General features: G+C 58.2%; 33 protein-coding genes. All 33 read right to left on the bottom strand.

The window, feature by feature from the left end:
• Positions 1-13: 13 nt before the first annotated feature.
• Positions 14-997 carry a DNA-directed RNA polymerase subunit alpha gene (locus FYK34_RS19470; protein WP_149299382.1) on the bottom strand — a complete coding sequence of 328 codons (984 nt, stop codon included), beginning with the start codon at positions 995-997 and terminating at the stop codon, positions 14-16.
• A gap of 23 nt (positions 998-1,020) precedes the next feature.
• Positions 1,021-1,641 carry a 30S ribosomal protein S4 gene (gene rpsD, locus FYK34_RS19465; RefSeq protein WP_114061424.1) on the bottom strand — a complete coding sequence of 207 codons (621 nt, stop codon included), beginning with the start codon at positions 1,639-1,641 and terminating at the stop codon, positions 1,021-1,023.
• A gap of 18 nt (positions 1,642-1,659) precedes the next feature.
• Entirely contained in the window at positions 1,660-2,055 is a 396-nt protein-coding gene (rpsK, locus tag FYK34_RS19460; protein WP_011137709.1) for a 30S ribosomal protein S11, read from the bottom strand.
• Positions 2,056-2,072: 17 nt separating this feature from the next.
• A complete protein-coding gene (gene rpsM, locus FYK34_RS19455; protein WP_149299379.1) occupies positions 2,073-2,435 on the bottom strand; it encodes a 30S ribosomal protein S13 in 363 nt (120 codons plus the stop codon).
• 70 nt (positions 2,436-2,505) lie between these two features.
• Positions 2,506-2,619: a 50S ribosomal protein L36 gene (gene rpmJ, locus FYK34_RS19450; protein WP_011137711.1), complete on the bottom strand. Its 114-nt coding sequence runs from the start codon at positions 2,617-2,619 to the stop codon at positions 2,506-2,508.
• A 36-nt stretch (positions 2,620-2,655) separates the two neighbouring features.
• Positions 2,656-2,874: a translation initiation factor IF-1 gene (gene infA / locus FYK34_RS19445; RefSeq protein WP_011137712.1), complete on the bottom strand. Its 219-nt coding sequence runs from the start codon at positions 2,872-2,874 to the stop codon at positions 2,656-2,658.
• A 23-nt stretch (positions 2,875-2,897) separates the two neighbouring features.
• Positions 2,898-4,217 (bottom strand): preprotein translocase subunit SecY, encoded by a 1,320-nt coding sequence (gene secY, locus FYK34_RS19440; RefSeq protein ID WP_149299377.1) that lies wholly within the window; start codon positions 4,215-4,217, stop codon positions 2,898-2,900.
• Positions 4,218-4,228: 11 nt separating this feature from the next.
• A complete protein-coding gene (rplO, locus tag FYK34_RS19435; RefSeq protein WP_149299375.1) occupies positions 4,229-4,660 on the bottom strand; it encodes a 50S ribosomal protein L15 in 432 nt (143 codons plus the stop codon).
• A gap of 3 nt (positions 4,661-4,663) precedes the next feature.
• Positions 4,664-4,849, bottom strand: coding sequence for a 50S ribosomal protein L30 (gene rpmD, locus FYK34_RS19430; RefSeq protein ID WP_043627110.1), 186 nt, complete (start codon positions 4,847-4,849; stop codon positions 4,664-4,666).
• On the bottom strand, positions 4,842-5,360 hold the full coding sequence (gene rpsE, locus FYK34_RS19425) for a 30S ribosomal protein S5 (protein WP_149299372.1): 519 nt from the start codon (positions 5,358-5,360) through the stop codon (positions 4,842-4,844). Before rpsE ends, rpmD begins: the two co-directional genes overlap by 8 nt.
• 13 nt (positions 5,361-5,373) lie before the next feature.
• Positions 5,374-5,727, bottom strand: a complete 354-nt coding sequence (gene rplR, locus FYK34_RS19420) for a 50S ribosomal protein L18 (protein WP_149299370.1) — start codon at positions 5,725-5,727, stop codon at positions 5,374-5,376.
• A gap of 13 nt (positions 5,728-5,740) precedes the next feature.
• Positions 5,741-6,274, bottom strand: coding sequence for a 50S ribosomal protein L6 (gene rplF / locus FYK34_RS19415; RefSeq protein ID WP_149299368.1), 534 nt, complete (start codon positions 6,272-6,274; stop codon positions 5,741-5,743).
• Positions 6,275-6,283: 9 nt separating this feature from the next.
• Complete coding sequence (gene rpsH, locus FYK34_RS19410; RefSeq protein WP_114061419.1) at positions 6,284-6,679, bottom strand: 30S ribosomal protein S8; 396 nt, start codon at positions 6,677-6,679, stop codon at positions 6,284-6,286.
• A gap of 15 nt (positions 6,680-6,694) precedes the next feature.
• On the bottom strand, positions 6,695-7,000 hold the full coding sequence (gene rpsN, locus FYK34_RS19405) for a 30S ribosomal protein S14 (RefSeq protein WP_011137720.1): 306 nt from the start codon (positions 6,998-7,000) through the stop codon (positions 6,695-6,697).
• Between the two features lie 4 nt (positions 7,001-7,004).
• Complete coding sequence (gene rplE / locus FYK34_RS19400) at positions 7,005-7,544, bottom strand: 50S ribosomal protein L5 (protein ID WP_149299366.1); 540 nt, start codon at positions 7,542-7,544, stop codon at positions 7,005-7,007.
• A 9-nt stretch (positions 7,545-7,553) separates the two neighbouring features.
• Positions 7,554-7,868 (bottom strand): 50S ribosomal protein L24, encoded by a 315-nt coding sequence (rplX, locus tag FYK34_RS19395; RefSeq protein ID WP_011137722.1) that lies wholly within the window; start codon positions 7,866-7,868, stop codon positions 7,554-7,556.
• Positions 7,869-7,877: 9 nt separating this feature from the next.
• A complete protein-coding gene (gene rplN, locus FYK34_RS19390) occupies positions 7,878-8,246 on the bottom strand; it encodes a 50S ribosomal protein L14 (protein ID WP_011137723.1) in 369 nt (122 codons plus the stop codon).
• Between the two features lie 206 nt (positions 8,247-8,452).
• Positions 8,453-8,716: a 30S ribosomal protein S17 gene (gene rpsQ / locus FYK34_RS19385; RefSeq protein ID WP_149299364.1), complete on the bottom strand. Its 264-nt coding sequence runs from the start codon at positions 8,714-8,716 to the stop codon at positions 8,453-8,455.
• Between the two features lies 1 nt (position 8,717).
• On the bottom strand, positions 8,718-8,906 hold the full coding sequence (gene rpmC / locus FYK34_RS19380) for a 50S ribosomal protein L29 (protein ID WP_011137725.1): 189 nt from the start codon (positions 8,904-8,906) through the stop codon (positions 8,718-8,720).
• Positions 8,906-9,322 (bottom strand): 50S ribosomal protein L16, encoded by a 417-nt coding sequence (rplP, locus tag FYK34_RS19375; protein ID WP_043627131.1) that lies wholly within the window; start codon positions 9,320-9,322, stop codon positions 8,906-8,908. The genes rpmC and rplP overlap by 1 nt, the downstream gene beginning before the upstream one ends.
• Complete coding sequence (gene rpsC / locus FYK34_RS19370) at positions 9,306-10,007, bottom strand: 30S ribosomal protein S3 (RefSeq protein ID WP_114061418.1); 702 nt, start codon at positions 10,005-10,007, stop codon at positions 9,306-9,308. Before rpsC ends, rplP begins: the two co-directional genes overlap by 17 nt.
• Before the next feature lie 10 nt (positions 10,008-10,017).
• Positions 10,018-10,347 (bottom strand): 50S ribosomal protein L22, encoded by a 330-nt coding sequence (rplV, locus tag FYK34_RS19365; RefSeq protein WP_043627133.1) that lies wholly within the window; start codon positions 10,345-10,347, stop codon positions 10,018-10,020.
• 9 nt (positions 10,348-10,356) lie between these two features.
• The gene (gene rpsS, locus FYK34_RS19360) at positions 10,357-10,635 is read right to left on the bottom strand and encodes a 30S ribosomal protein S19 (RefSeq protein ID WP_011137729.1); all 279 of its coding nucleotides are present in this window, start codon (positions 10,633-10,635) and stop codon (positions 10,357-10,359) included.
• Between the two features lie 6 nt (positions 10,636-10,641).
• Entirely contained in the window at positions 10,642-11,475 is an 834-nt protein-coding gene (gene rplB, locus FYK34_RS19355; protein WP_149299362.1) for a 50S ribosomal protein L2, read from the bottom strand.
• Between the two features lie 11 nt (positions 11,476-11,486).
• A complete protein-coding gene (rplW, locus tag FYK34_RS19350) occupies positions 11,487-11,795 on the bottom strand; it encodes a 50S ribosomal protein L23 (protein ID WP_019100830.1) in 309 nt (102 codons plus the stop codon).
• The gene (gene rplD / locus FYK34_RS19345; protein WP_149299360.1) at positions 11,792-12,412 is read right to left on the bottom strand and encodes a 50S ribosomal protein L4; all 621 of its coding nucleotides are present in this window, start codon (positions 12,410-12,412) and stop codon (positions 11,792-11,794) included. The genes rplW and rplD overlap by 4 nt, the downstream gene beginning before the upstream one ends.
• On the bottom strand, positions 12,412-13,056 hold the full coding sequence (rplC, locus tag FYK34_RS19340; protein ID WP_149299358.1) for a 50S ribosomal protein L3: 645 nt from the start codon (positions 13,054-13,056) through the stop codon (positions 12,412-12,414). Before rplC ends, rplD begins: the two co-directional genes overlap by 1 nt.
• 144 nt (positions 13,057-13,200) lie before the next feature.
• The gene (gene rpsJ / locus FYK34_RS19335; RefSeq protein WP_011137734.1) at positions 13,201-13,512 is read right to left on the bottom strand and encodes a 30S ribosomal protein S10; all 312 of its coding nucleotides are present in this window, start codon (positions 13,510-13,512) and stop codon (positions 13,201-13,203) included.
• An 18-nt stretch (positions 13,513-13,530) separates the two neighbouring features.
• A complete protein-coding gene (gene tuf / locus FYK34_RS19330; protein WP_149299336.1) occupies positions 13,531-14,721 on the bottom strand; it encodes an elongation factor Tu in 1,191 nt (396 codons plus the stop codon).
• Positions 14,722-14,803: 82 nt separating this feature from the next.
• Entirely contained in the window at positions 14,804-16,900 is a 2,097-nt protein-coding gene (gene fusA / locus FYK34_RS19325) for an elongation factor G (RefSeq protein WP_149299355.1), read from the bottom strand.
• Between the two features lie 27 nt (positions 16,901-16,927).
• A complete protein-coding gene (rpsG, locus tag FYK34_RS19320) occupies positions 16,928-17,398 on the bottom strand; it encodes a 30S ribosomal protein S7 (RefSeq protein WP_021479140.1) in 471 nt (156 codons plus the stop codon).
• A gap of 111 nt (positions 17,399-17,509) precedes the next feature.
• A complete protein-coding gene (rpsL, locus tag FYK34_RS19315) occupies positions 17,510-17,881 on the bottom strand; it encodes a 30S ribosomal protein S12 (protein ID WP_011137738.1) in 372 nt (123 codons plus the stop codon).
• 164 nt (positions 17,882-18,045) lie between these two features.
• Positions 18,046-22,236 (bottom strand): DNA-directed RNA polymerase subunit beta', encoded by a 4,191-nt coding sequence (gene rpoC / locus FYK34_RS19310; RefSeq protein WP_149299353.1) that lies wholly within the window; start codon positions 22,234-22,236, stop codon positions 18,046-18,048.
• Positions 22,237-22,283: the final 47 nt, after the last annotated feature.

Genomic DNA, 22,283 nt, shown 5'->3' with positions numbered 1-22,283 from the left:
TTTAGTCTCAAACTTACGGCTTTTCCAGACCAGCCGGAGGCCAATTCTCAAGCTTCATGCCGAGAGTCAGACCCTTGGAAGCGAGAACTTCCTTGATCTCGTTCAGCGACTTGCGGCCGAGGTTCGGAGTCTTCAGAAGCTCGGTTTCGGTGCGCTGGATCAGATCGCCGATGTAATAAATGTTCTCTGCTTTCAGGCAGTTGGCCGAACGGACCGTCAGTTCAAGATCGTCTACCGGACGCAGCAGGATCGGATCGATCGGCGGCGCCTTTTCAACGACTTCTTCAACCGCTGTGCCTTGGAGGTCGGCAAAGATCGACAGCTGATCCATCAGGATGCGGGCTGCGTTGCGCACAGCCTGCTCCGGCTCGATCACGCCATTGGTCTCGATGTCGAGAACCAGGCGGTCGAGGTCGGTACGCTGTTCCACTCGGGCGCTTTCCACAGCGAAGCTCACGCGGCGAACCGGCGAGAAGGAAGCGTCGAGTTGGATGGTACCGATGGAACGGTTGTCGTCATGGCTGGTGCGAACGGACACCGGCTGGTAGCCGCGGCCCTTCTCCACCTTAACCTCCATGTCGATCTTGCCGCCGGCGGAGATGTGACAAATCACGTGTTCCGGATTGATCACTTCCACGTCATGCGGCAGCTCGATATCGCTAGCCAAGACAGCGCCCTCGCCATCCTTTTTCAAGGTCAGCACGACACTGTCGCGACCATGCAGCTTAAGCACTACGCCCTTGAGGTTGAGGAGGATGTCAACAACATCCTCCCGCACACCGTCAAGCGCGGAATACTCATGCAAAACGCCAGCGATAGTCACTTCGGTCGGAGCATAGCCCGGCATCGACGACAGCAAGATCCGGCGCAGCGAGTTGCCCAGCGTGTGGGCATAGCCGCGCTCGAACGGTTCCATCGACACGCGAGCGTGAGTGGCGGAAACCGGCTGTACATCGATCAGACGAGGTTTCAGAAATTCCGAAGCGCTGTTTTGCATAGTCATTCCCTAAGAGCTAGCGATTACTTGGAGTAGAATTCCACAACGAGCTGTTCGTTGATATCGCTAGACAGTTCGGAACGTTCCGGAGCGGATTTGAAAGTGCCTTCCATTTTCTTGGAGTCAACCAACACCCAAGACGGGAAGCCACCTTGCTCAGCCAGAGCCAGGCCTTCGACGATACGAGCCTGCTTCTTGGCCTTTTCGCGGACGGACACTACGTCACCGGCTTTAACCTGGTAGGACGGAATGTTCACAACCTGGCCGTTCACCACGATAGCCTTGTGGCTAACCAGCTGGCGCGCTTCGGCGCGAGTGGAGCCAAAGCCCATGCGATATACAACGTTGTCCAGGCGGGACTCAAGCAGCTTCAGCAGGTTTTCACCCGTGGAGCCCTTGCGGCGAACAGCTTCCGCAAAGTAGTTGCGGAACTGACGCTCGAGTACGCCGTAGATGCGGCGGATTTTTTGCTTTTCACGCAGCTGGACGCCATAGTCCGACAGACGACCGCGACGGGCGCCATGTTGACCAGGAGCAGCATCCAGTTTGCATTTGGAATCCAGTGCACGACGCGCGCTCTTCAGGAAAAGGTCAGTGCCTTCACGACGAGCGAGCTTACACTTCGGGCCAATATAACGTGCCATGTTCTCACACTCTCCGAATTAGATACGACGTTTTTTGGGCGGACGGCAACCGTTGTGCGGTACCGGCGTCACGTCGGAGATGCTGGTGATCTTGAAGCCCAGCGAGTTGAGTGCGCGAACAGCGGATTCACGACCCGGGCCCGGGCCTTTGATACGAACTTCGAGGTTCTTCACACCATATTCTTGGGCAACTTTACCAGCGTGCTCTGCAGCTACCTGAGCGGCAAAGGGTGTACTCTTGCGCGAGCCCTTGAAACCAGCGCCGCCAGAGGTAGCCCAAGACAATGCATTGCCTTGACGGTCGGTGATCGTGATGATGGTGTTGTTGAACGAAGCGTGCACGTGCACGATGCCTTCGCTAACAGACTTGCGCACTTTTTTGCGTACACGTACAGCTGTGTTTGCTTTAGCCATTATCTGTGTTCCTTAGTTTACTTCTTGCCGGCGATCGCCTTACGCGGACCCTTGCGGGTGCGAGCGTTCGTGCGAGTGCGCTGACCGCGGCACGGCAAGCCGCGACGATGGCGGAAGCCGCGATAGCAGCCCATGTCCATCAGACGCTTGATGCTCATGGTGATTTCACGACGCAGGTCACCTTCAACGGTGAACTTAGCCACTTGATCACGCAGAGTTTCCATTTCAGCTTCAGTCAGATCCTTCACCTTGGTGGAGGGGCTCACGCCTGCAGCAGCACAAATTTGCTGCGCGCGAGTCTGACCGATGCCGAAAATTGCCTGCAGGCCGATAACGGCATGCGCATGATTGGGGATGTTTACCCCTGCAATACGGGCCATACTCTTTCCTTAAGCCTTAAGACCTTGAAAAGTTTGCGATTGTATCACGCAATTTCAGGTCTAACAAATGTTAGCCTTGTTTTTGCTTGTGACGCGGGTCCGTGCAGATCACGCGTACCACGCGATTGCGACGAATGATTTTGCAATTACGGCAAATCTTCTTTACAGAAGGCTGTACTCGCATGTTCAGATCCTTTCAAATCCTAAAAGAGCGAATGCGTTACTTCGCGCGGAACACAATGCGGGCGCGGGACAGATCGTATGGAGTCAACTCCACAGTCACCTTGTCACCTGGCAGGATGCGGATGTAGTGCATCCGCATCTTCCCAGAGATATGCCCGAGTACCACGTGTCCATTTTCGAGCTTGATCTTGAAGGTTGCGCTAGGCAAATTCTCCAAAACCTCGCCTTGCATCTGGATAGTGTCTTCCTTAGCCATATAACCCAGTGTGAACTCGTGTGTCAGCGGGTAAGGGCGTTGCCTTTGAAGTTAGCCTTCTTCAGCAAGCTCTCGTATTGATGCGACAACACGTAGGACTGTATCTGCGCCATGAAGTCCATCGTCACCACCACCATGATCAGCAGCGATGTACCGCCGAAGTAGAACGGCACGTTCCACTTCAGGATCAGGAATTCAGGCATCAGGCAGACCAGCGTGATGTAGATCGCACCGATCAGCGTCAGCCGCAGAATGATCTTCTCAATGTAACGAGAAGTCTGCTCGCCTGGACGGATGCCCGGGATGAACGCCCCGCTCTTCTTCAGGTTGTCAGCCGTTTCCTTCGGGTTGAACACCAACGCCGTGTAGAAATAGCAGAAGAAGATGATTGCCGCGGTATACAGCAGCACATAGATCGGCTGACCCGGATGCAGCTTGTCAGCTACGCCCTTCAACCAAGACATGTGCTCGCCCTGACCAAACCAGCCGAGAACGGTAGCCGGGAACAGGATGATGCTGGACGCGAAAATCGGAGGAATCACCCCCGCCATGTTGAGCTTGAGCGGCAAGTGCGTGCTCTGACCCTGCATGACGCGGTTGCCCACCTGACGCTTGGCGTAGTTCACCAGCACCTTGCGCTGGCCACGCTCGGCGTAGACCACCACGAAGGTCACCAGGATCACCCCGACGAACAACAGGATGGCAAACAGGATGGGCAAAGAGCCCTGACTGGTCAGAGTCAGGGTTTTACCGATGGCAGCCGGCACACCCGACGCGATACCCGCGCAGATGAGCAGCGAGATACCGTTGCCGATACCACGCTCGGTGATCTGTTCGCCCAACCACATCAGGAACATGGTTCCGGTGACCAGACACACCACGCTTGTCAGGTAAAACTCCCACTGAGCAGTCATCACCAGGTTTGGCTGCTTGTACAACATCACCGCGATGCCGAAACTCTGGAAAGAGGCAAGCGCCACGGTGGCATAACGCGTGTACTGGGTTATCTTGCGACGTCCCGCATCGCCTTCCTTCTTCAACTGCTTCAGGCTGGGCAGAACCTCGGCCGCAAGCTGCAGAATGATGGAAGCTGAGATGTACGGCGTGATGCCCAAGGCAAACACCGTGAATCTCGAGAGGGCGCCGCCCGAGAACATGTTGAACATGTCGAGCAGGCCCGTCTGCGATGTGTGGAACAACTTCGCTAGCTCGGCAGGATTCACGCCGGGAACCGGTATGTGGGCACCGATGCGGAAAACGATCAGCGCGCCAATCAAAAACCAGATCCGACGCTTCAAATCACCAAACTTATTGGCATTGGCCACTAGAGAAGTATTCGCCACAGATTTATGCCTTATTCAATGCTGCCGCCGGCAGCCTCGATGGCGGCGCGGGCGCCGGCGGTAGCGCCGATGCCACGCAGTTTCACTGCGCGCTCAATCTTGCCAGACAGCACCACCTTGGCCACTTGGGCTTGAGCGGATACCAGACCAGCTTGCTTGAGGGACAGCAGATCGATTTCGCTAACCGGCAGCAGGTTCAGCTCCGACAGGCGCACTTCGCAAACGAAGCGTGCCGTCAGCGACTTGAAACCACGCTTCGGCAGACGGCGTTGCAGCGGCATTTGACCGCCTTCGAAGCCTACCTTGTGGAAACCACCAGCGCGGCTCTTCTGACCCTTGTGGCCGCGGCCGCAAGTCTTACCCAGGCCGGAGCCGATGCCACGGCCGACACGGCGCTTGGCATGCTTGGCGCCGACGCCCGGTTGTACGGTGTTCAGCAGCATCTCTTAGCCCTCGAATTTGAGCAGGTAGCTGATCTTGTTGATCATGCCACGGTTTTCAGGGGTATCGAGCACTTCAACGGTCTGACGGATCTTACGCAGACCCAGACCACGGGCGCAGGCCTTGTGAGACTCCAGGCGACCGATCAGGCTCTTTACCAGAGTGACCTTGACAGTCTTGGCGTTACTCATGACCCACCCCCAGGATGTCCTCGATGCTCAAGCCACGCTTGGCGGCGATTTGCGCCGGGGTATTGATCTTGCTCAGACCATCCAGAGTCGCGCGAACCACGTTGTACGGGTTCGTGGAGCCGTGGATCTTGGCCGACACATTATGGATGCCCATGGCGTCGAAGATCGCGCGCATCGGACCGCCGGCCTTCACGCCGGTACCGTCCTTAGCAGGCTGAATCAGGACGCGGGTAGCGCCATGACGGCCTTCAACGGTGTGCTTCACGGTACCGTTGTACAGCTTGATCTTCATCATGTTGTGACGGGCTTGTTCCATTGCCTTTTGTACGGCAACTGGAACTTCCTTGGAACGGCCCTTACCCATGCCGATACCGCCGTCGCCATCACCAACCACGGTCAGAGCGGAGAAAGCCATGATACGGCCGCCCTTGACCACTTTGGTGACGCGGTTGACGCTGATCATTTTCTCGACCAGACCGTCGCCGCGATCTTCTATTTCGTGCTTAGCCATTCTTTACTCCGAATTAGAATACGAGGCCGTGTTCGCGAGCGGCGTCAGCCAAGGCCTTCATGCGGCCGTGGTACTTGAAGCCGGAGCGGTCGAAAGCCACGTTTACGATGCCAGCGGCTTTTGCCTTTTCAGCAATGCGCTTGCCGATCACGGCCGCAGCTGCCACGTTGCCGCCATTGGCGACTTCGGCGCGTACTTCTGCTTCCAGCGAAGAAGCGCTGGCCAGTACCTTGCTGCCGGTCTCGTCAATGATCTGAGCGTAAATGTGGCTATTGGTGCGATGCACAGAGAGGCGCACCATCTTGAGCTCCGCGATCCGTGCACGGGTTTTACGTGCGCGGCGGAGTCGAGCTTGTTTCTTGTCCATGTCAGTGCCTCAGTTACTTCTTCTTGGTTTCTTTCAGAACCACAACCTCGTCGGCATAACGAACGCCCTTGCCCTTGTAGGGTTCCGGCGAGCGGTATGCGCGGATCTCGGCAGCGACCTGACCAACGAGCTGCTTGTTAGCGCCCTTGACCAGGATCTCGGTCTGAGTCGGCGTCTCAACCTTGATGCCTTCCGGCATCTTGTGAGCCACCGGGTGCGAGAAACCCAGAGACAGGTTCAGGGTATCGCCTTGAGCCTGGGCACGATAGCCCACGCCTACCAGCTGCAGCTTCTTCTCGAAGCCCTTGGATACGCCGTTCACCATGTTGTTCAGCAGGGCACGCAGGGTGCCGGACATGGCACGCGCGAACTTGCTGTCGTTCTTGGCGGCGAAAGTCAGCTGGCCATTGTCCAGCTTCACTTCCACGTCGTTGCACAGAGCGGTGCTCAGGGAGCCCAGGGCGCCCTTCACAGTCACGTCTGCAGCGCCGAACTTCACTTCGACGCCGGCCGGAATGACTACCGGATTCTTAGCTACGCGAGACATTTGACCCCCTTATGCCACGACGCAGAGCAGTTCGCCGCCGATGCCGGCTGCGCGCGCTTTGCGATCGGTCATCACGCCCTTGGAGGTGGACAGGATCGCCACGCCCAGACCATTCATGACCTTCGGGATTTCGGTGGAGCCCTTGTACACGCGCAGGCCAGGACGGGATACGCGCTCGATGCGCTCGATCACCGGACGGCCAGCGTAGTACTTGAGCTGGATATCGAGAACAGGCTTCTTCTCTTCGCCGGCAACGGCGAAATCTTCGATGTAGCCTTCTTCCTTCAGCACCTGCGCCAGCGCAACCTTCAGCTTCGAGCAAGGCATGGAAACCTTGACTTTGGAAGCGTGTTGGCCGTTGCGGATGCGGGTCAACATATCGGAAATAGGATCGTGCATGCTCATTCTATGTGTCTCCTATTACCAGCTGGCCTTCACAACACCCGGAATCTCACCCTTCATGGCGATCTCACGCAGCTTGTTGCGACCCAAACCGAATTTACGGAACACACCACGCGGACGACCGGTCACGGCGCAACGACGGCGCTGGCGTACCGGGGAAGCGTTGCGCGGCAGTTGCTGCAGTTGCAGGCGGGCGGCGAAACGCTCTTCTTCCGAGAGGTTCTGGTTGTTGATGGTGGCGATCAGGGCTTCACGCTTGGCGGAGAACTTCTCAGCCAGCTTGACGCGCTTTTCTTCACGGTTAATCAGTGCAAGTCGTGCCATGTGCTTAACCCTTGAACGGGAACTTGAACGCGGCCAGCAGTGCGCGGGCCTCTTCGTCAGTCTTCGCCGTGGTGGTGATAGTGATGTTCATACCACGCAGAGCATCGATCTTGTCGTACTCGATTTCCGGGAAGATGATCTGTTCTTTAACGCCCATGTTGTAGTTGCCGCGGCCGTCGAAGGACTTGGCGGATACACCACGGAAGTCACGAACGCGCGGCAGCGCGATGGTGACCAGACGGTCCAGGAACTCATACATGCGTTCGCGACGCAGAGTCACCTTGCAACCAACCGGATAGTCGTCGCGGATCTTGAAGCCGGCGATGGACTTGCGAGCGGTGGTGACAACCGGCTTCTGGCCGGCGATCTTTTCCATATCGCCCACGGCGAATTCCATTACCTTTTTATCGGCAACAGCTTCACCCACGCCCATGTTCACGGTGATCTTCTCGATACGCGGAACTTGCATGATCGACTTGTAGCCGAACTGTTTCATCAGTTCCGGCACTACGCTGTCTTTGTAGAAATCGTAGAGACGTGCCATGTTTGCTCCTTAGGCGCCGATAACTTCGCCGCTGGACTTGAACACGCGCACCTTGCGGCCGTCTTCAAGAACCTTGAAGCCTACGCGGTCAGCCTTTTGGCTTGCCGGATTGAAAATCGCGACGTTAGAAGCGTCGATGGGCATGGTCTTCTCGACGATACCACCAGCTACGCCACGTACCGGGTTCGGCTTCTGGTGCTTCTTGGCGACATTCACGCCTTCCACAACCAGCTTGGTTTCCAGAACACGCAGGACGGTACCGCGCTTGCCTTTGTCTTTGCCGGTGATTACTACGACTTCATCACCTTTACGAATTTTGCGCATGTGACCTCCTTACAGCACTTCAGGAGCCAGCGATACGATCTTCATGAAGCGTTCGGTACGCAGTTCACGCGTAACGGGCCCGAAGATACGAGTGCCGATCGGCTCAAGCTTGTTGTTGAGCAGAACAGCAGCATTGCTGTCAAACTTGATCAAAGAGCCATCCGGACGGCGCACGCCTTTGGCAGTGCGTACCACGACCGCATTGTAGACGTCGCCTTTTTTGACGCGACCACGCGGAGCGGCATCCTTGATGCTCACCTTGATGATGTCACCTACGCTAGCATAGCGACGCTTGGAGCCACCCAGCACTTTGATGCACTGCACATGACGCGCACCAGTGTTGTCAGCGACCTCAAGCATGGTCTGCATTTGGATCATTTGAGATTACCTTTCTAATCCAACTTTATCCGTCACTTTCCACTGCCGTAAGCAAGGCTTAGATGCCAGCTCGAACAGCGGAAACGCCACAGAACATTCTGTGGCGTATCAAACGGCCAGTTTTGGACCCCGTAAGGGCGGAACTCCTACACAGTAGGTGCAGGAGATGGCCATTATACAGAGGACCTAAGTCCTCTGCAAGCTTTTTACACTTGGCGAGCTTTCTCGACCAGTGCGGTTACCACCCACGACTTGGTCTTCGAGAGCGGACGGGACTCGCTGATGATAACGATGTCGCCAGCCTTGAACTCGTTGTTCTCGTCGTGTGCGTGGAACTTCTTGGAGCGACGGATGATCTTGCCGTAGATCGGGTGCTTAACTTTGCGCTCGACCAGCACGGTCACAGTCTTATCCATCTTGTCGCTGACCACAACGCCGGTCAGCGTACGTACCACTTTGGTTTCGCTCATCTTAAACTGCCTTTTCTTTCAGAACGGTACGAACGCGAGCGATGTCACGACGCACTTTCTTCAGTTCAGAGGTCTTGGCGAGTTGCTGAGTAGCGTGCTGCATGCGCAGCGCAAACTGGGCCTTCAGCAGGCTCAGCAGTTCCGCCTTCAGCTCGTCAACAGTTTTGGCTTTCAGTTCGGACGCTTTCATTACTGACCTACCTGTTTGGTTACGAACACAGTGGCGATCGGCAGCTTAGCTGCGGCCAGACGGAAAGCTTCGCGAGCGAGTTCCTCGGATACGCCATCCATTTCGTACAGCATCTTGCCAGGCTGAATCTCAGCCACGTAGTACTCCGGAGAGCCCTTGCCCCCACCCATACGGACTTCGGCAGGCTTGGAGGTGATCGGCTTGTCCGGGAAGATACGGATCCAGATGCGGCCGCCACGCTTGATGTGACGGGTCATCGCACGACGCGCAGCTTCGATCTGACGCGCGGTCAGACGACCACGACCAACAGCCTTCAGACCGAAATCACCAAAGCTCACCTTGTTGCCACGAGTGGCGATACCGGTGTTACGGCCTTTGTGCTGTTTGCGGTACTTGAGTCTAGTTGGCTGCAGCATTGCGGGCACCCTTTCTCATTTTCTTCTCGGGAGCTGCCGGAGCGGCTACAACTTGGCCCGGCTTCAGCTCGCCTTTGTACACCCATACCTTGATGCCGATGATACCGTAGGTGGTCTTGGCTTCGGAGGTAGCGTAGTCCACATCGGCGCGCAGGGTATGCAGAGGCACGCGGCCTTCGCGGTACCACTCGCTGCGAGCGATGTCGATGCCGTTCAGACGGCCGGACGACATGATCTTGATGCCTTCGGCACCCAGACGCATGGCGTTCTGCATGGCGCGCTTCATGGCGCGACGGAACATCACGCGCTTCTCCAGCTGGGAAGCGATGCCGTCGGCGATGATTTGCGCATCCAGTTCCGGCTTGCGAACTTCTTCGATGTTCACGTGAACCGGCACACCCAGACGCTTCTGCAGTTCCTGCTTCAGGATCTCGATGTCCTCGCCCTTCTTGCCAATCACCACGCCCGGACGGGCGCTGTGAATGGTGATGCGGGCGGACTTAGCCGGACGCTCGATGGTTACGCGGCCAACCGAAGCGTGACCCAGACGCTTCTTCAGGAATTCGCGAACTTCGATATCCTGCTTCAGCATTTCCGGGAAGTTCTGCGAGGACGCGAACCACTTGGAAGACCAGTTTTTGTTAACGGCAAGACGGAATCCCGTCGGATGAATCTTCTGACCCATTTCTTACCCCTTAATTGCCAACGGTCAAGGAAATGTGGCAGGTCTGCTTTTCGATGCGATTGCCACGACCCTTAGCACGGGCAGTGAAACGCTTCAGACTAGCGCCCTTGTCAACAAAGATGCTGGTGACACGCAGGGTGTCGATGTCAGCGCCTTCGTTGTGCTCGGCGTTAGCGATGGCAGATTCCAGCACTTTCTTGATGATGACCGCACCCTTTTTCGGGGAGAAGGCCAGGATATTCAGGGCCTGGTCAACGGGCTTGCCGCGAACCAGGTCCGCTACCAGGCGGCACTTTTGAGCCGACAGGCGAACACTTTTCAGATTTGCAGATACTCTCATCGCTTCACCTTACTTCTTCTTCGCCTTCTTGTCGGCAGCGTGGCCTTTGAAGGTACGAGTCAGAGAGAATTCACCCAGTTTGTGGCCGACCATGTTTTCAGAAACATAGACCGGAACGTGAGTGCGACCGTTGTGCACAGCGATGGTCAGACCAATAAAGTCCGGCAGGATGGTCGAACGACGCGACCAGGTCTTGATCGGACGCTTGTCGCTGGTTGCCCGTACCGCATCGACCTTCTTCAGGAGATGCAGGTCAACGAACGGGCCTTTTTTCTGCGAACGTGCCATTGTCAATTACCCTTTGTTGGAATAGCGACGGCGTACGATCATGTTGTCGGTACGCTTGTTGCGACGGGTGCGGAAGCCCTTAGTCGGGGTACCCCACGGGCTAACCGGAACGCGACCTTCGCCAGTGCGGCCTTCACCACCACCGTGCGGGTGGTCGATCGGGTTCATCGCCGTACCGCGAACGGTCGGACGAATACCGCGCCAACGGGTTGCGCCAGCCTTGCCCAGCTTGCGCAGGGAGTGCTCTTCGTTACCCACTTCGCCAACGGTCGCACGGCAATCGACGTGCACCAGGCGGATCTCGCCAGAGCGCAGACGCAGTTGAGCGTACACGCCTTCACGAGCCAGCAGCATTGCAGAAGCGCCAGCGGAGCGAACCATCTGTGCGCCCTTGCCGGGTTGCATTTCCACGCAGTGGATAGTGGTACCCACCGGGATGTTGCGGATCGGCAGAGCGTTACCGGCCTTGATCGGAGCCTCGGAACCAGACAGCAGCACGGCGCCAACCTTCACGCCACGCGGGGCGATGATGTAGCGACGTTCGCCATCGGCGTAGCACAGCAGGGCGATGTGAGCGGTGCGGTTCGGATCGTATTCGATGCGTTCCACCTTCGCCGGAATGCCATCCTTGTTGCGACGGAAGTCGATCAGACGGTAGTGCTTCTTGTGGCCACCGCCACGATGACGCGTGGTGATGTGACCATTGTGATTGCGGCCACCGGTCGAGTTTTTCTTCTCAACCAGGGAAGCCAGCGGAGCGCCCTTATGCAGGTCCGGGTTTACCACCTTGACAACTGCACGACGACCCGCGGAAGTCGGTTTTACCTTAACGATAGGCATGCTCTATCTCCTCACTCCGCCGCGGCCGGGGTAGCGGTCAGGTCGATTTCTTGACCTTCAACCAGGCTAACGTAGGCCTTCTTCCAGTCACTGCGACGACCGATGGAACGGCCGAAACGCTTAACCTTGCCCTTGACGTTCACAGTGGAAACGCCTTCAACTTTTACGTTGAACAGCATTTCAACAGCGGCCTTGATTTCCGGCTTGGTTGCGTCCTTCGCAACGCGGAACGCCATTTGCTGGTTCTTCTCAGCAATCATGGTGCTCTTTTCGGAAACGATCGGAGCAAGGATTACTTGCAACAGACGTTCTTGGTTCATGCCCACTGCTCCTCCAGTTGCTTCACGGCGTCGCGGGTGATCACGGTCTTCTTGAAGCGCAGCAGGCTGTACGGATCAGCTTGTTGAGCTTCGATAACCAGCACGTTCGGCAGGTTACGCGAAGAGAGATAGAGGTTTTCGCTCAGTTCACCAGTGATGAACAGGGCTTGTTCCAGACCCATGGGCTGAACGGTGCCAACGAATTCCTTGGTCTTCGGGCTGTTGATGGACAGCTCGTCAACCACGATCAGACGCTCGTCGCGCACCAGCTGAGACAGGATAGCTGCCATGCCAGCGCGGAACATCTTGCGGTTAACCTTCTGAGTGAAGTTCTCGTCCGGCTTGTTCGGGAAGGCACGGCCACCGCCACGACGGTTCGGGGTGGAGGTCATACCGGCACGAGCGTTACCAGTGCCCTTCTGACGGAACGGCTTCTTGGTCGAGTGCTTCACTTCGGCACGAGTCAGCTGGGCACGGTTGCCGCTACGAGCGTTCGCCAAGAACGCGGTCACGACTTGGTGAACCAGAGCTTCGTTGTATTCGCGGCCGAACAGAGATTCGGACACTTGCAGGCTACCAACAGCCTTGCCTTGGGTATTGATTACGTTCAATTCCATTACGCACCCGCCTTCACGCTGGGACGCACAACAACTTGACCATTCTTGGCACCCGGGACTGCGCCCTTGACCAGGATCAGTTGACGTTCTGCGTCGACACGAACGATCTCGAGGCACTGAACAGTGCTCTTCACGTTACCGTACTGACCGGCCATGCGCTTACCCGGGAAAACGCGACCCGGATCTTGAGCCTGACCGATGGAACCCGGCGTATTGTGCGAACGCGAGTTACCATGGGAAGCACGGTTGGAGGAGAAGTTGTGACGCTTGATCACGCCGGAGAAACCCTTACCCTTGGAGGTACCGGTTACATCAACCAGCTGACCCACGGAGAAGATTTCCACAGCAATGGCATCACCAGCCTTGTAGCCAGCAACGGCGTCGGCGGTCAGAGCGAACTCGACCAGCGCTTCACCGGCTTCTACGCCAGCCTTGGCGAAGTGACCAGCGGCAGCCTTGGCTACGCGATTGGCCTTCTTGGAACCGAAAGTGAGCTGAACGGCATTGTAGCCATCAGTTTCGGCAGTTTTGATTTGCGTGACGCGGTTTGCGGACATGTCCAGCACAGTTACCGGGATGGTTGCGCCATCTTCGGCAAAAATGCGGGTCATGCCGACTTTGCGACCGACAAGACCTAAACTCATGTTTATTTCCTTTTGCAGGCGCCGATTACGATTGACCGGCATAAAAAACACAAAAGCGGACTCGCCAAAATGGCGAGTCCGCTAATGTATCAAGAAAATTCAGCAGCCGCAAGCACTTAGCGTGCAGCAAGCCAAATTACTCGATTACTGCAGCTTGATTTCCACATCCACACCGGCCGGCAGGTCGAGCTTCATCAGAGCATCAACAGTCTTGTCGGTCGGGTCTACGATGTCCATCAGACGCAGGTGAGTGCGGATTTCCAGCTGATCGCGGGAAGTCTTGTTCACGTGCGGGGAGCGCAGAACGTTGAAACGCTCGATTTTGGTCGGCAGCGGAACCGGGCCCTTGACTACGGCGCCGGTGCGCTTGGCGGTTTCAACGATTTCCTGAGCGGAACGGTCGATCAGGTTGTAATCGAACGCCTTCAGGCGGATGCGGATTTTTTGGCTAGACATTTAGAAATCTCCGCTCCGTTACTTGGTGATCTTGGCAACCACGCCGGCGCCGACGGTACGGCCGCCTTCGCGGATAGCGAAGCGCAGACCTTCTTCCATGGCGATCGGAGCGATCAGTTCAACGCTGAATTCCACGTTGTCGCCCGGCATAACCATTTCCACGCCTTCCTTCAGCGTGATCGCGCCGGTCACGTCGGTGGTGCGGAAGTAGAACTGCGGACGGTAGTTCGCGAAGAACGGGGTGTGACGGCCACCTTCGTCCTTGGACAGAACATACACGGAAGCTTCGAAGCCAGTGTGCGGGGTGATGGAGCCCGGCTTGGCCAGCACTTGGCCACGCTCGACTTCTTCACGCTTGGTGCCGCGCAGCAGCACGCCCACGTTGTCGCCAGCCTGACCTTGATCCAGCAGCTTGCGGAACATTTCCACGCCGGTGCAGGTGGTCTTGGCGGTAGCCTTCAGGCCCACGATTTCGATTTCTTCGCCGACCTTCACGATGCCGCGCTCAACGCGGCCAGTCACCACGGTGCCACGGCCGGAGATCGAGAACACGTCTTCGATCGGCAGCAGGAACGGCTTGTCGATGGCGCGTTCCGGCGTCGGGATGTAGGAGTCCAGAGCGTCGGCCAGACGGAAAATGGACGGTTCGCCCATTTCGGACTGGTCGCCTTCCAGCGCCAGACGAGCGGAGCCGATCACGATCGGGGTGTCGTCGCCCGGGAAGTCGTAGGAAGACAGCAGATCGCGCACTTCCATTTCCACCAGTTCCAGCAGCTCGGCGTCGTCAACCAGGTCAGCCTTGTTCAGGTAGACGATGATGTACGGCACGCCAACCTGGCGGGACAGCAGGATGTGTTCGCGGGTTTGCGGCATCGGACCGTCAGCGGCCGAGCAAACCAGGATCGCGCCGTCCATCTGGGCGGCACCGGTGATCATGTTCTTAACGTAGTCGGCGTGGCCCGGGCAGTCTACGTGAGCGTAGTGGCGGGACTCGGTTTCGTACTCAACGTGCGCGGTATTGATGGTGATACCGCGAGCCTTTTCTTCCGGCGCGCTGTCGATCTGGGAGTAGTCCTTAGCTTCGCCACCGAACTTCTTGGACAGAATGGTGGTGATAGCAGCGGTCAGGGTGGTCTTACCGTGGTCCACGTGACCGATGGTGCCTACGTTTACGTGCGGTTTGGTCCGCTCAAACTTTTCTTTTGCCATTTTGCAAAATTCCTTGATTAAAGAACATTAGATCAGGGCTGGCCGGGCGGTATGTTGTGACCCAGGCCAGCCACAGCGCGCATTACTTCTTAGCAGCCATTACAGCTTCGGCGACGTGCTTCGGCGCCTCGGAGTAGTGCTTGAACTCCATAGAGTAAGTAGCACGACCCTGAGACATGGAACGCAGGTCAGTCGAGTAACCGAACATCTCAGCCAACGGAACTTCGGCCTTGATCTTCTTGCCGCCCAGACCGTCATCGTCCATGCCTTGCACGATGCCGCGACGACGATTCAGGTCGCCCATCACATCGCCCATGTACTCTTCCGGCGTTTCCACTTCCACGGCCATCATCGGCTCGAGGATGCACGGACCAGCGCGGCGCATGGCTTCCTTGAATGCGATGGAGCCAGCCAGTTCGAACGCGATCTGCGAAGAGTCGACATCGTGGTAGGAACCGAAGGTCAGACGCACAGTCACGTCCACCACCGGGAAGCCGGCCAAGATACCGTTGTTCAGCGAGTTGCGGATACCCTTGTCGACGGAGGGAATGAATTCGCGCGGAATCACACCACCCTTGATTTCGTCGAAGAACTTGTAGCCCTGGCCTTCGCCGGACGGTTCCAGAGTAATCGTACAATCACCGTACTGACCCTTACCACCGGACTGCTTGGCATGCTTACCTTGCACGTCGGTAACGGTCTTGGTGATGGTTTCGCGGTAGGCAACTTGCGGGGCGCCGACATTGGCTTCCACGCCGAATTCGCGCTTCATGCGGTCAACCAGAATTTCCAGGTGCAGTTCGCCCATACCGGAAATGATGGTTTGGCCGGATTCTTCGTCGGTACGCACGCGGAACGACGGGTCTTCCTTGGCCAAGCGGTTCAGGGCGACGCCCATCTTTTCCTGGTCGGCCTTGGTCTTCGGCTCAACGGCAACGTGGATCACCGGATCCGGGAACTCCATGCGCTCCAGGATGATTTCGGCGTCGACGGCGCACAGGGTTTCACCGGTGGTGACTTCCTTCAGGCCGATGGCCGCGGCGATGTCGCCGGCGCGCACTTCGTCGATTTCCTTACGGTCGTTGGCGTGCATCTGCACGATACGGCCGATACGCTCCTTCTTGCCCTTGACCGAGTTCAGCACGGTGTCGCCGGACTTCACCACGCCGGAGTAGACGCGGAAGAAGGTCAGCTGGCCCACGTACGGGTCGTTCATCAGTTTGAAGGCCAGAGCCGAGAACGGCTCTTCGTCGGAAGCGTGACGCTCGGCTTCCACGCCATCGGTCTCGCCCTTGATCGCCGGTACTTCGGTCGGCGACGGCAGCAGCTCGATCACGGCGTCCAGCATGCGCTGCACACCCTTGTTCTTGAAGGCGGAACCGCACAGCATCGGCTGGATTTCGCACTTCAGGGTACGTTCGCGCAGACCAGCGATGATTTCTTCCTCGGTCAGCGTTTCGCCGCCCAAGTACTTGTCCATCATCTCGTCGCTGACTTCGGCAGCGGCTTCGACCATCTTTTCACGCCACTCTTCGGCAACGGAAACCAGATCGGCCGGGATGTCGGCGTATTCGAACTTCATGCCTTGCGAGGCTTCGTCCCAAATAATGGCCTTCATCTTCAGCAGGTCAACCACGCCGGTGAAACCGTCTTCGGCACCGATCGGCACCACGATGGGCACCGGATTGCCGCGCAGGCGGGTCTTCACTTGCTCGACCGCGCGGAAGAAGTTGGCGCCTTGACGGTCCATCTTGTTCACGAACGCGATGCGCGGCACGTGGTATTTGTTAGCCTGACGCCATACGGTTTCAGACTGCGGCTGCACGCCACCCACGGCGCAGTACACCATCACGGCGCCGTCCAGAACGCGCATGGAACGCTCCACCTCGATGGTGAAGTCCACGTGTCCCGGGGTGTCGATGATGTTGAAGCGGTGCTCGGGGAACTGCATCCCCATGCCCTTCCAGAACGTGGTGGTAGCAGCAGAGGTAATGGTGATGCCACGCTCCTGCTCTTGCTCCATCCAGTCCATGGTGGCGGCGCCGTCGTGCACTTCACCAATCTTGTGGTTTACGCCGGTGTAAAACAGAATACGTTCAGTAGTCGTCGTCTTACCAGCATCGATGTGAGCGGAGATACCGATATTGCGGTAGCGCTCAATAGGGGTTTTCCGTGCCACGGTTTACACCTTAATAAGTGAACTAGCTTAGAAACGGAAGTGCGAGAAGGCCTTGTTGGCTTCTGCCATGCGGTGCACTTCGTCACGCTTCTTCATCGCGCCGCCACGGCCTTCGGCCGCGTCGAGCAATTCACCAGCCAGGCGCAGGTCCATGGACTTTTCGCCGCGCTTGCGAGCGGCATCGCGCAGCCAACGCATGGCCAGAGCCATACGACGGGACGGACGGACTTCAACAGGAACTTGATAGTTTGCACCACCTACGCGGCGGCTCTTCACTTCCACCACCGGCTTGGCGTTGGACAGCGCGGCGTTGAACACTTCCAGAGCGTTCTTGCCGGATTTCTTTTCGATCTGTTCCAGAGCACCGTAGATGATGCGCTCGGCAACAGACTTCTTGCCGTCGATCATGACGACATTCATGAATTTGGAGAGATCCTGCGAACCGAACTTCGGATCCGGCAGAATTTCACGCTTGGGGACTTCTCTGCGACGTGGCATGTTACTTCCTTAAATATTCAGTTGAGCTGAACTGGCTCATGACTACCCAACGGAGCAGTCACTTACTAGACGACCCTGAGTGTTGATCAGGCCGCCTTCAATACATCCCGATTACTTGGGACGCTTGGCGCCGTACTTGGAGCGAGCTTGCTTACGATCCTTCACGCCCGCGGTATCCAGGGAACCGCGCACGGTGTGGTAACGCACACCCGGCAAGTCCTTGACACGACCGCCGCGGATCAGCACCACGGAGTGTTCCTGCAGGTTGTGGCCTTCACCGCCGATGTACGAAATCACTTCGAAACCGTTGGTCAGACGCACCTTGCACACTTTACGCAGAGCCGAGTTCGGCTTCTTCGGAGTGGTGGTGTAAACACGGGTGCACACGCCACGCTTCTGCGGGCAGGCTTCCAGCGCAGGCACCTTGCTCTTCGCCGTGATGGCGACGCGGCCCTTGCGAACGAGTTGGTTAATGGTTGGCATTACTATCAGTTCCTAGTTGAAGCTTCCCGGAAGCAACACGCCTCCAGAAAGGACGGAGGATTATATTTTAGTCAACGCGTCAGCGTCAAATAAAAAACGCCGCACCACCAACGTTAACCGTTGATGGAGCAGCGTTTTTTCAACACTGGGCCGCGAGGCCTAGCTTAGTCGTCGCTTTCCAGCGCGGCTGGAGCCGGATCGAACAGCATGGACTCGCCTGCGTCCAGACCCAGGTTCTGGCGACGGCGGGTGCGGTGGTAGGCGAGACCGGTGCCAGCCGGGATCAGACGGCCGACGATCACGTTTTCCTTCAGACCGCGCAGGTCGTCCTTCTTGCCCATGATGGCCGCTTCGGTCAGCACGCGCGTGGTTTCCTGGAAGGAAGCCGCGGAGATGAACGAGTCGGTGGACAGCGAGGCCTTGGTGATGCCCAGCAGCACGTTTTCGTACTGCGCCGGCTCCTTGCCCTCCGCCATCATCTTGTCGTTCATTTCCAGCACGTCGGCGCGTTCCACCTGCTCGCCCTGGATGAACTCGGTGTCGCCGCTGTCGGAGATCACGACGCGACGCAGCATCTGGCGAATGATCACCTCGATGTGCTTGTCGTTAATCTTCACGCCCTGCAGTCGGTACACTTCCTGCACTTCCTGAACGATGTAGCGAGCCAGCGCTTCGATACCCTGCAGACGCAGGATGTCGTGCGGATCGACCGGGCCGTCGACGATGGATTCGCCGCGGTTCACCACCTGGCCGTCGTGGACCAGCACGTGCTTGTCCTTCGGGATCAGGTTTTCGTAACCGCTGCCTTCCAGATCAGTGATGATCAGGCGTTGCTTGCCCTTGGTGTCCTTACCGAACGATACGGTACCGGTCACCTCGGCCAGCATGCCGGCATCCTTCGGCGAACGCGCTTCGAACAGCTCGGCCACGCGCGGCAGACCACCGGTAATGTCGCGGGTCTTGGACGATTCTTGCGGGATGCGGGCCAGCACTTCGCCCTTGCCCACGTCCTGACCGTCGCGCACGGTGATGATGGCGCCCACCTGGAAGGTGATCGACACCGAGGCATCGGAACCCGCCAGCTTCACTTCGTTGCCGTTGTCGTCCAGCAGCTTCACCAAGGGGCGCAGCATCTTGGACTGCGAACCGGCGCGGCGCTTCGGATCGATCACCACCAGCGTGGACAGGCCGGTCACTTCGTCGGTCTGCTTGGCTACGGTGTTGCCTTCTTCCACGTTTTCGAACTTCACGCGGCCAGCGTACTCGGTGATGATCGGACGGGTGTGCGGGTCCCATGTGGCCAGAACCGTGCCTGCCTTGATCTGCAGGCCGTCGGTCACCATCAGGGTCGCGCCGTACGGCACCTTGTGGCGCTCGCGCTCGCGGCCCATGTCGTCGTGGATCACCACTTCGCCGGAGCGGGTGATGACGATCAGCTCGCCCTTGGTGTTCGCCACGTAGCGCATCTGGCTGGAGAAGCGCACGGTGCCGTTGGACTTGCCTTCCACCTGGCTAGCGGCAGCGTTTCGAGACGCCGCGCCACCGATGTGGAAGGTACGCATGGTCAGCTGGGTGCCCGGTTCGCCGATCGACTGCGCGGCGATCACGCCCACGGCTTCGCCGGCGTTCACTTGCTTGCCGCGCGCCAGGTCGCGACCGTAGCACTTGGCGCACAGGCCGTAGCGCGTGTCGCAAGTGATGGCGGTGCGGACCTTGACTTCGTCGATGCCGAGGCTGTCGATCAGGTCGACCATCTGCTCGTCCAGCAGCGTGGCGGCTTCGATCACGGTTTCGCCGGTGGACGGATCCACCACGTCTACCGCGGTCACGCGGCCGAGGATGCGGTCGCGCAGCGCTTCGATCACGTCGCCGCCCTGCAGCACGGCCTTCATGGTGAAGCCGTTGGTCGTGCCGCAATCGTCTTCCACCACCACCAAGTCCTGGGTCACGTCAACCAGACGACGCGTCAGGTAACCGGAGTTCGCGGTCTTCAAGGCGGTATCCGCCAGACCCTTACGCGCGCCGTGAGTGGAGATGAAGTACTGCAGTACGGTCAGGCCTTCGCGGAAGTTGGCGGTAATCGGCGTTTCGATAATCGAGCCGTCCGGCTTCGCCATCAGACCCCGCATGCCGGCCAGCTGCTTGATCTGGGCGGCGGAACCCCGCGCGCCCGAGTCGGCCATCATGTAAATGGAGTTGAAGGACTCTTGGTCCACTTCCTTGCCTTCGCGGTCCAGCACCTTCTGCTTGGACAGCTCGTCCATCATGGCCTTGGCGATCTTGTCGCCGGTGCGGCCCCAGATGTCCACTACCTTGTTGTAGCGTTCGCCCTGGGTCACCAGACCTTGACGGTACTGTTCCTCGATTTCCTTGACTTCCTTGTTCGCCTCGCCCAGCAGCTCGACCTTCTTGGCCGGGATTTGCATGTCGTCCACGCAAATCGAGATGCCGCCGCGGGTGGAGTAGGCGAAACCGGTGTACATCAGCTGGTCGGCGAAGATCACCGTGTCGCGGATGCCGCAACGACGGAAGGAAACGTTGATCAGTTTCGAGATTTCCTTCTTCTTCAGCGCCTTGTTGATGTGCTCGAACGGCAGGCCCTTAGGCAGGATGTCCGACAGGATGGCGCGGCCAACGGTGGTGTTGTAGCGCTTGATCACCGGCTGGAACTCGCCCTGCTCGTCCTTTTCCCATTCCTTCAGGCGGACGGTGATGCGGGTGGCCAGTTCAACCTGACGGGTTTCGTAAGCGCGATGCACTTCCTTGGTGTCCGCGAACACCATGCCTTCGCCCTTGCCGTTTACCTTGTCGCGGGTCATGTAGTACAGACCCAACACGATATCCTGCGACGGCACGATGATAGGCTCGCCGTTGGCCGGGGACAGCACGTTGTTGGTGGCCAGCATCAGGGTGCGGGCTTCCATCTGCGCTTCCAGCGACAGCGGCACGTGAACGGCCATCTGGTCACCGTCGAAGTCGGCGTTGAACGCCGCGCAGACCAGCGGGTGCAGCTGGATGGCCTTGCCTTCGATCAGCACCGGCTCAAACGCCTGGATGCCCAGACGGTGCAGGGTCGGGGCGCGGTTCAGCAGCACCGGATGCTCGCGGATCACGTCTTCCAGGATGTCCCACACTTCCGGCACTTCCTGCTCGACCAGCTTCTTGGCCGCCTTGATGGTGGAGGCCAGGCCCATCACTTCCAGCTTGTGGAAGATGAAAGGCTTGAACAATTCCAGCGCCATCTTCTTCGGCAGGCCGCACTGATGCAGACGCAGGGTCGGGCCCACGGTGATCACGGAACGACCGGAGTAGTCCACGCGCTTACCCAGCAGGTTTTGACGGAAGCGACCGCCCTTACCCTTGATCATGTCGGCCAGCGACTTCAGCGGACGCTTGTTGGCGCCGGTCATCGCCTTGCCGCGACGACCGTTGTCCAGCAGGGAGTCAACCGATTCCTGCAGCATGCGCTTTTCGTTGCGCACGATGATGTCCGGCGCGCGCAGCTCCAGCAGGCGCTTCAAACGGTTGTTCCGGTTGATGACGCGGCGGTACAGGTCGTTCAGGTCCGAGGTGGCGAAACGGCCGCCATCCAGCGGCACCAGCGGACGCAGTTCCGGCGGCAGCACCGGCAGCACTTCCAGGATCATCCATTCCGGCTTCATGCCGGAACGTTGGAAGGCTTCCAGCACCTTCAGGCGCTTGGCGATCTTCTTGATCTTGGTGTCGGAGTTGGTGGCTTCCAGTTCGCGACGCAGGGTCTCAATCTCGCTGTCCAGGTCCAGCTTTTTCAGCAGTTCCTTGACCGCCTCGGCGCCCATCATGGCGACGAACTCTTCGCCGTATTGGTCTTCCTTGTCCAGGAAGTCCTCTTCGGTCAGCAGCTGGCGGTATTGCAGCGGGGTCATGCCCGGGTCGGTCACGACAAACGCTTCGAAGTACAGCACGCGCTCGATGTCGCGCAGCGTCATGTCCAGCACCATGCCCAGACGCGACGGCAGCGACTTCAGGAACCAGATGTGCGCGGTCGGGCTAGCCAGCTCGATGTGGCCCATGCGCTCGCGGCGCACCTTGGACAGCGTCACTTCCACGCCGCACTTCTCGCAGATCACGCCGCGATGCTTCAGGCGCTTGTACTTACCGCACAAGCACTCGTAATCCTTCACCGGTCCGAAGATGCGGGCGCAGAACAGGCCGTCGCGTTCCGGCTTGAAGGTACGGTAGTTGATGGTTTCCGGCTTCTTGACTTCGCCATAAGACCAGGAACGGATCTTGTCAGGCGAGGCGATGCCGATCTTGATCGCATCAAACTCTTCTTCTTGCGTAACTTGCTTAAAGAGATCGAGCAAAGCTTTCATTGCGTCTCCAGTTCAGGGGACAGGCGCGGCGGCAGTGCGCCGCGCCC

This window comes from Chromobacterium paludis, assembly GCF_008275125.1.
In the GTDB taxonomy this organism is placed as follows: Bacteria; Pseudomonadota; Gammaproteobacteria; order Burkholderiales; family Chromobacteriaceae; genus Chromobacterium; species Chromobacterium paludis.
This window is presented reverse-complemented; position numbering and strand designations above follow the sequence as displayed.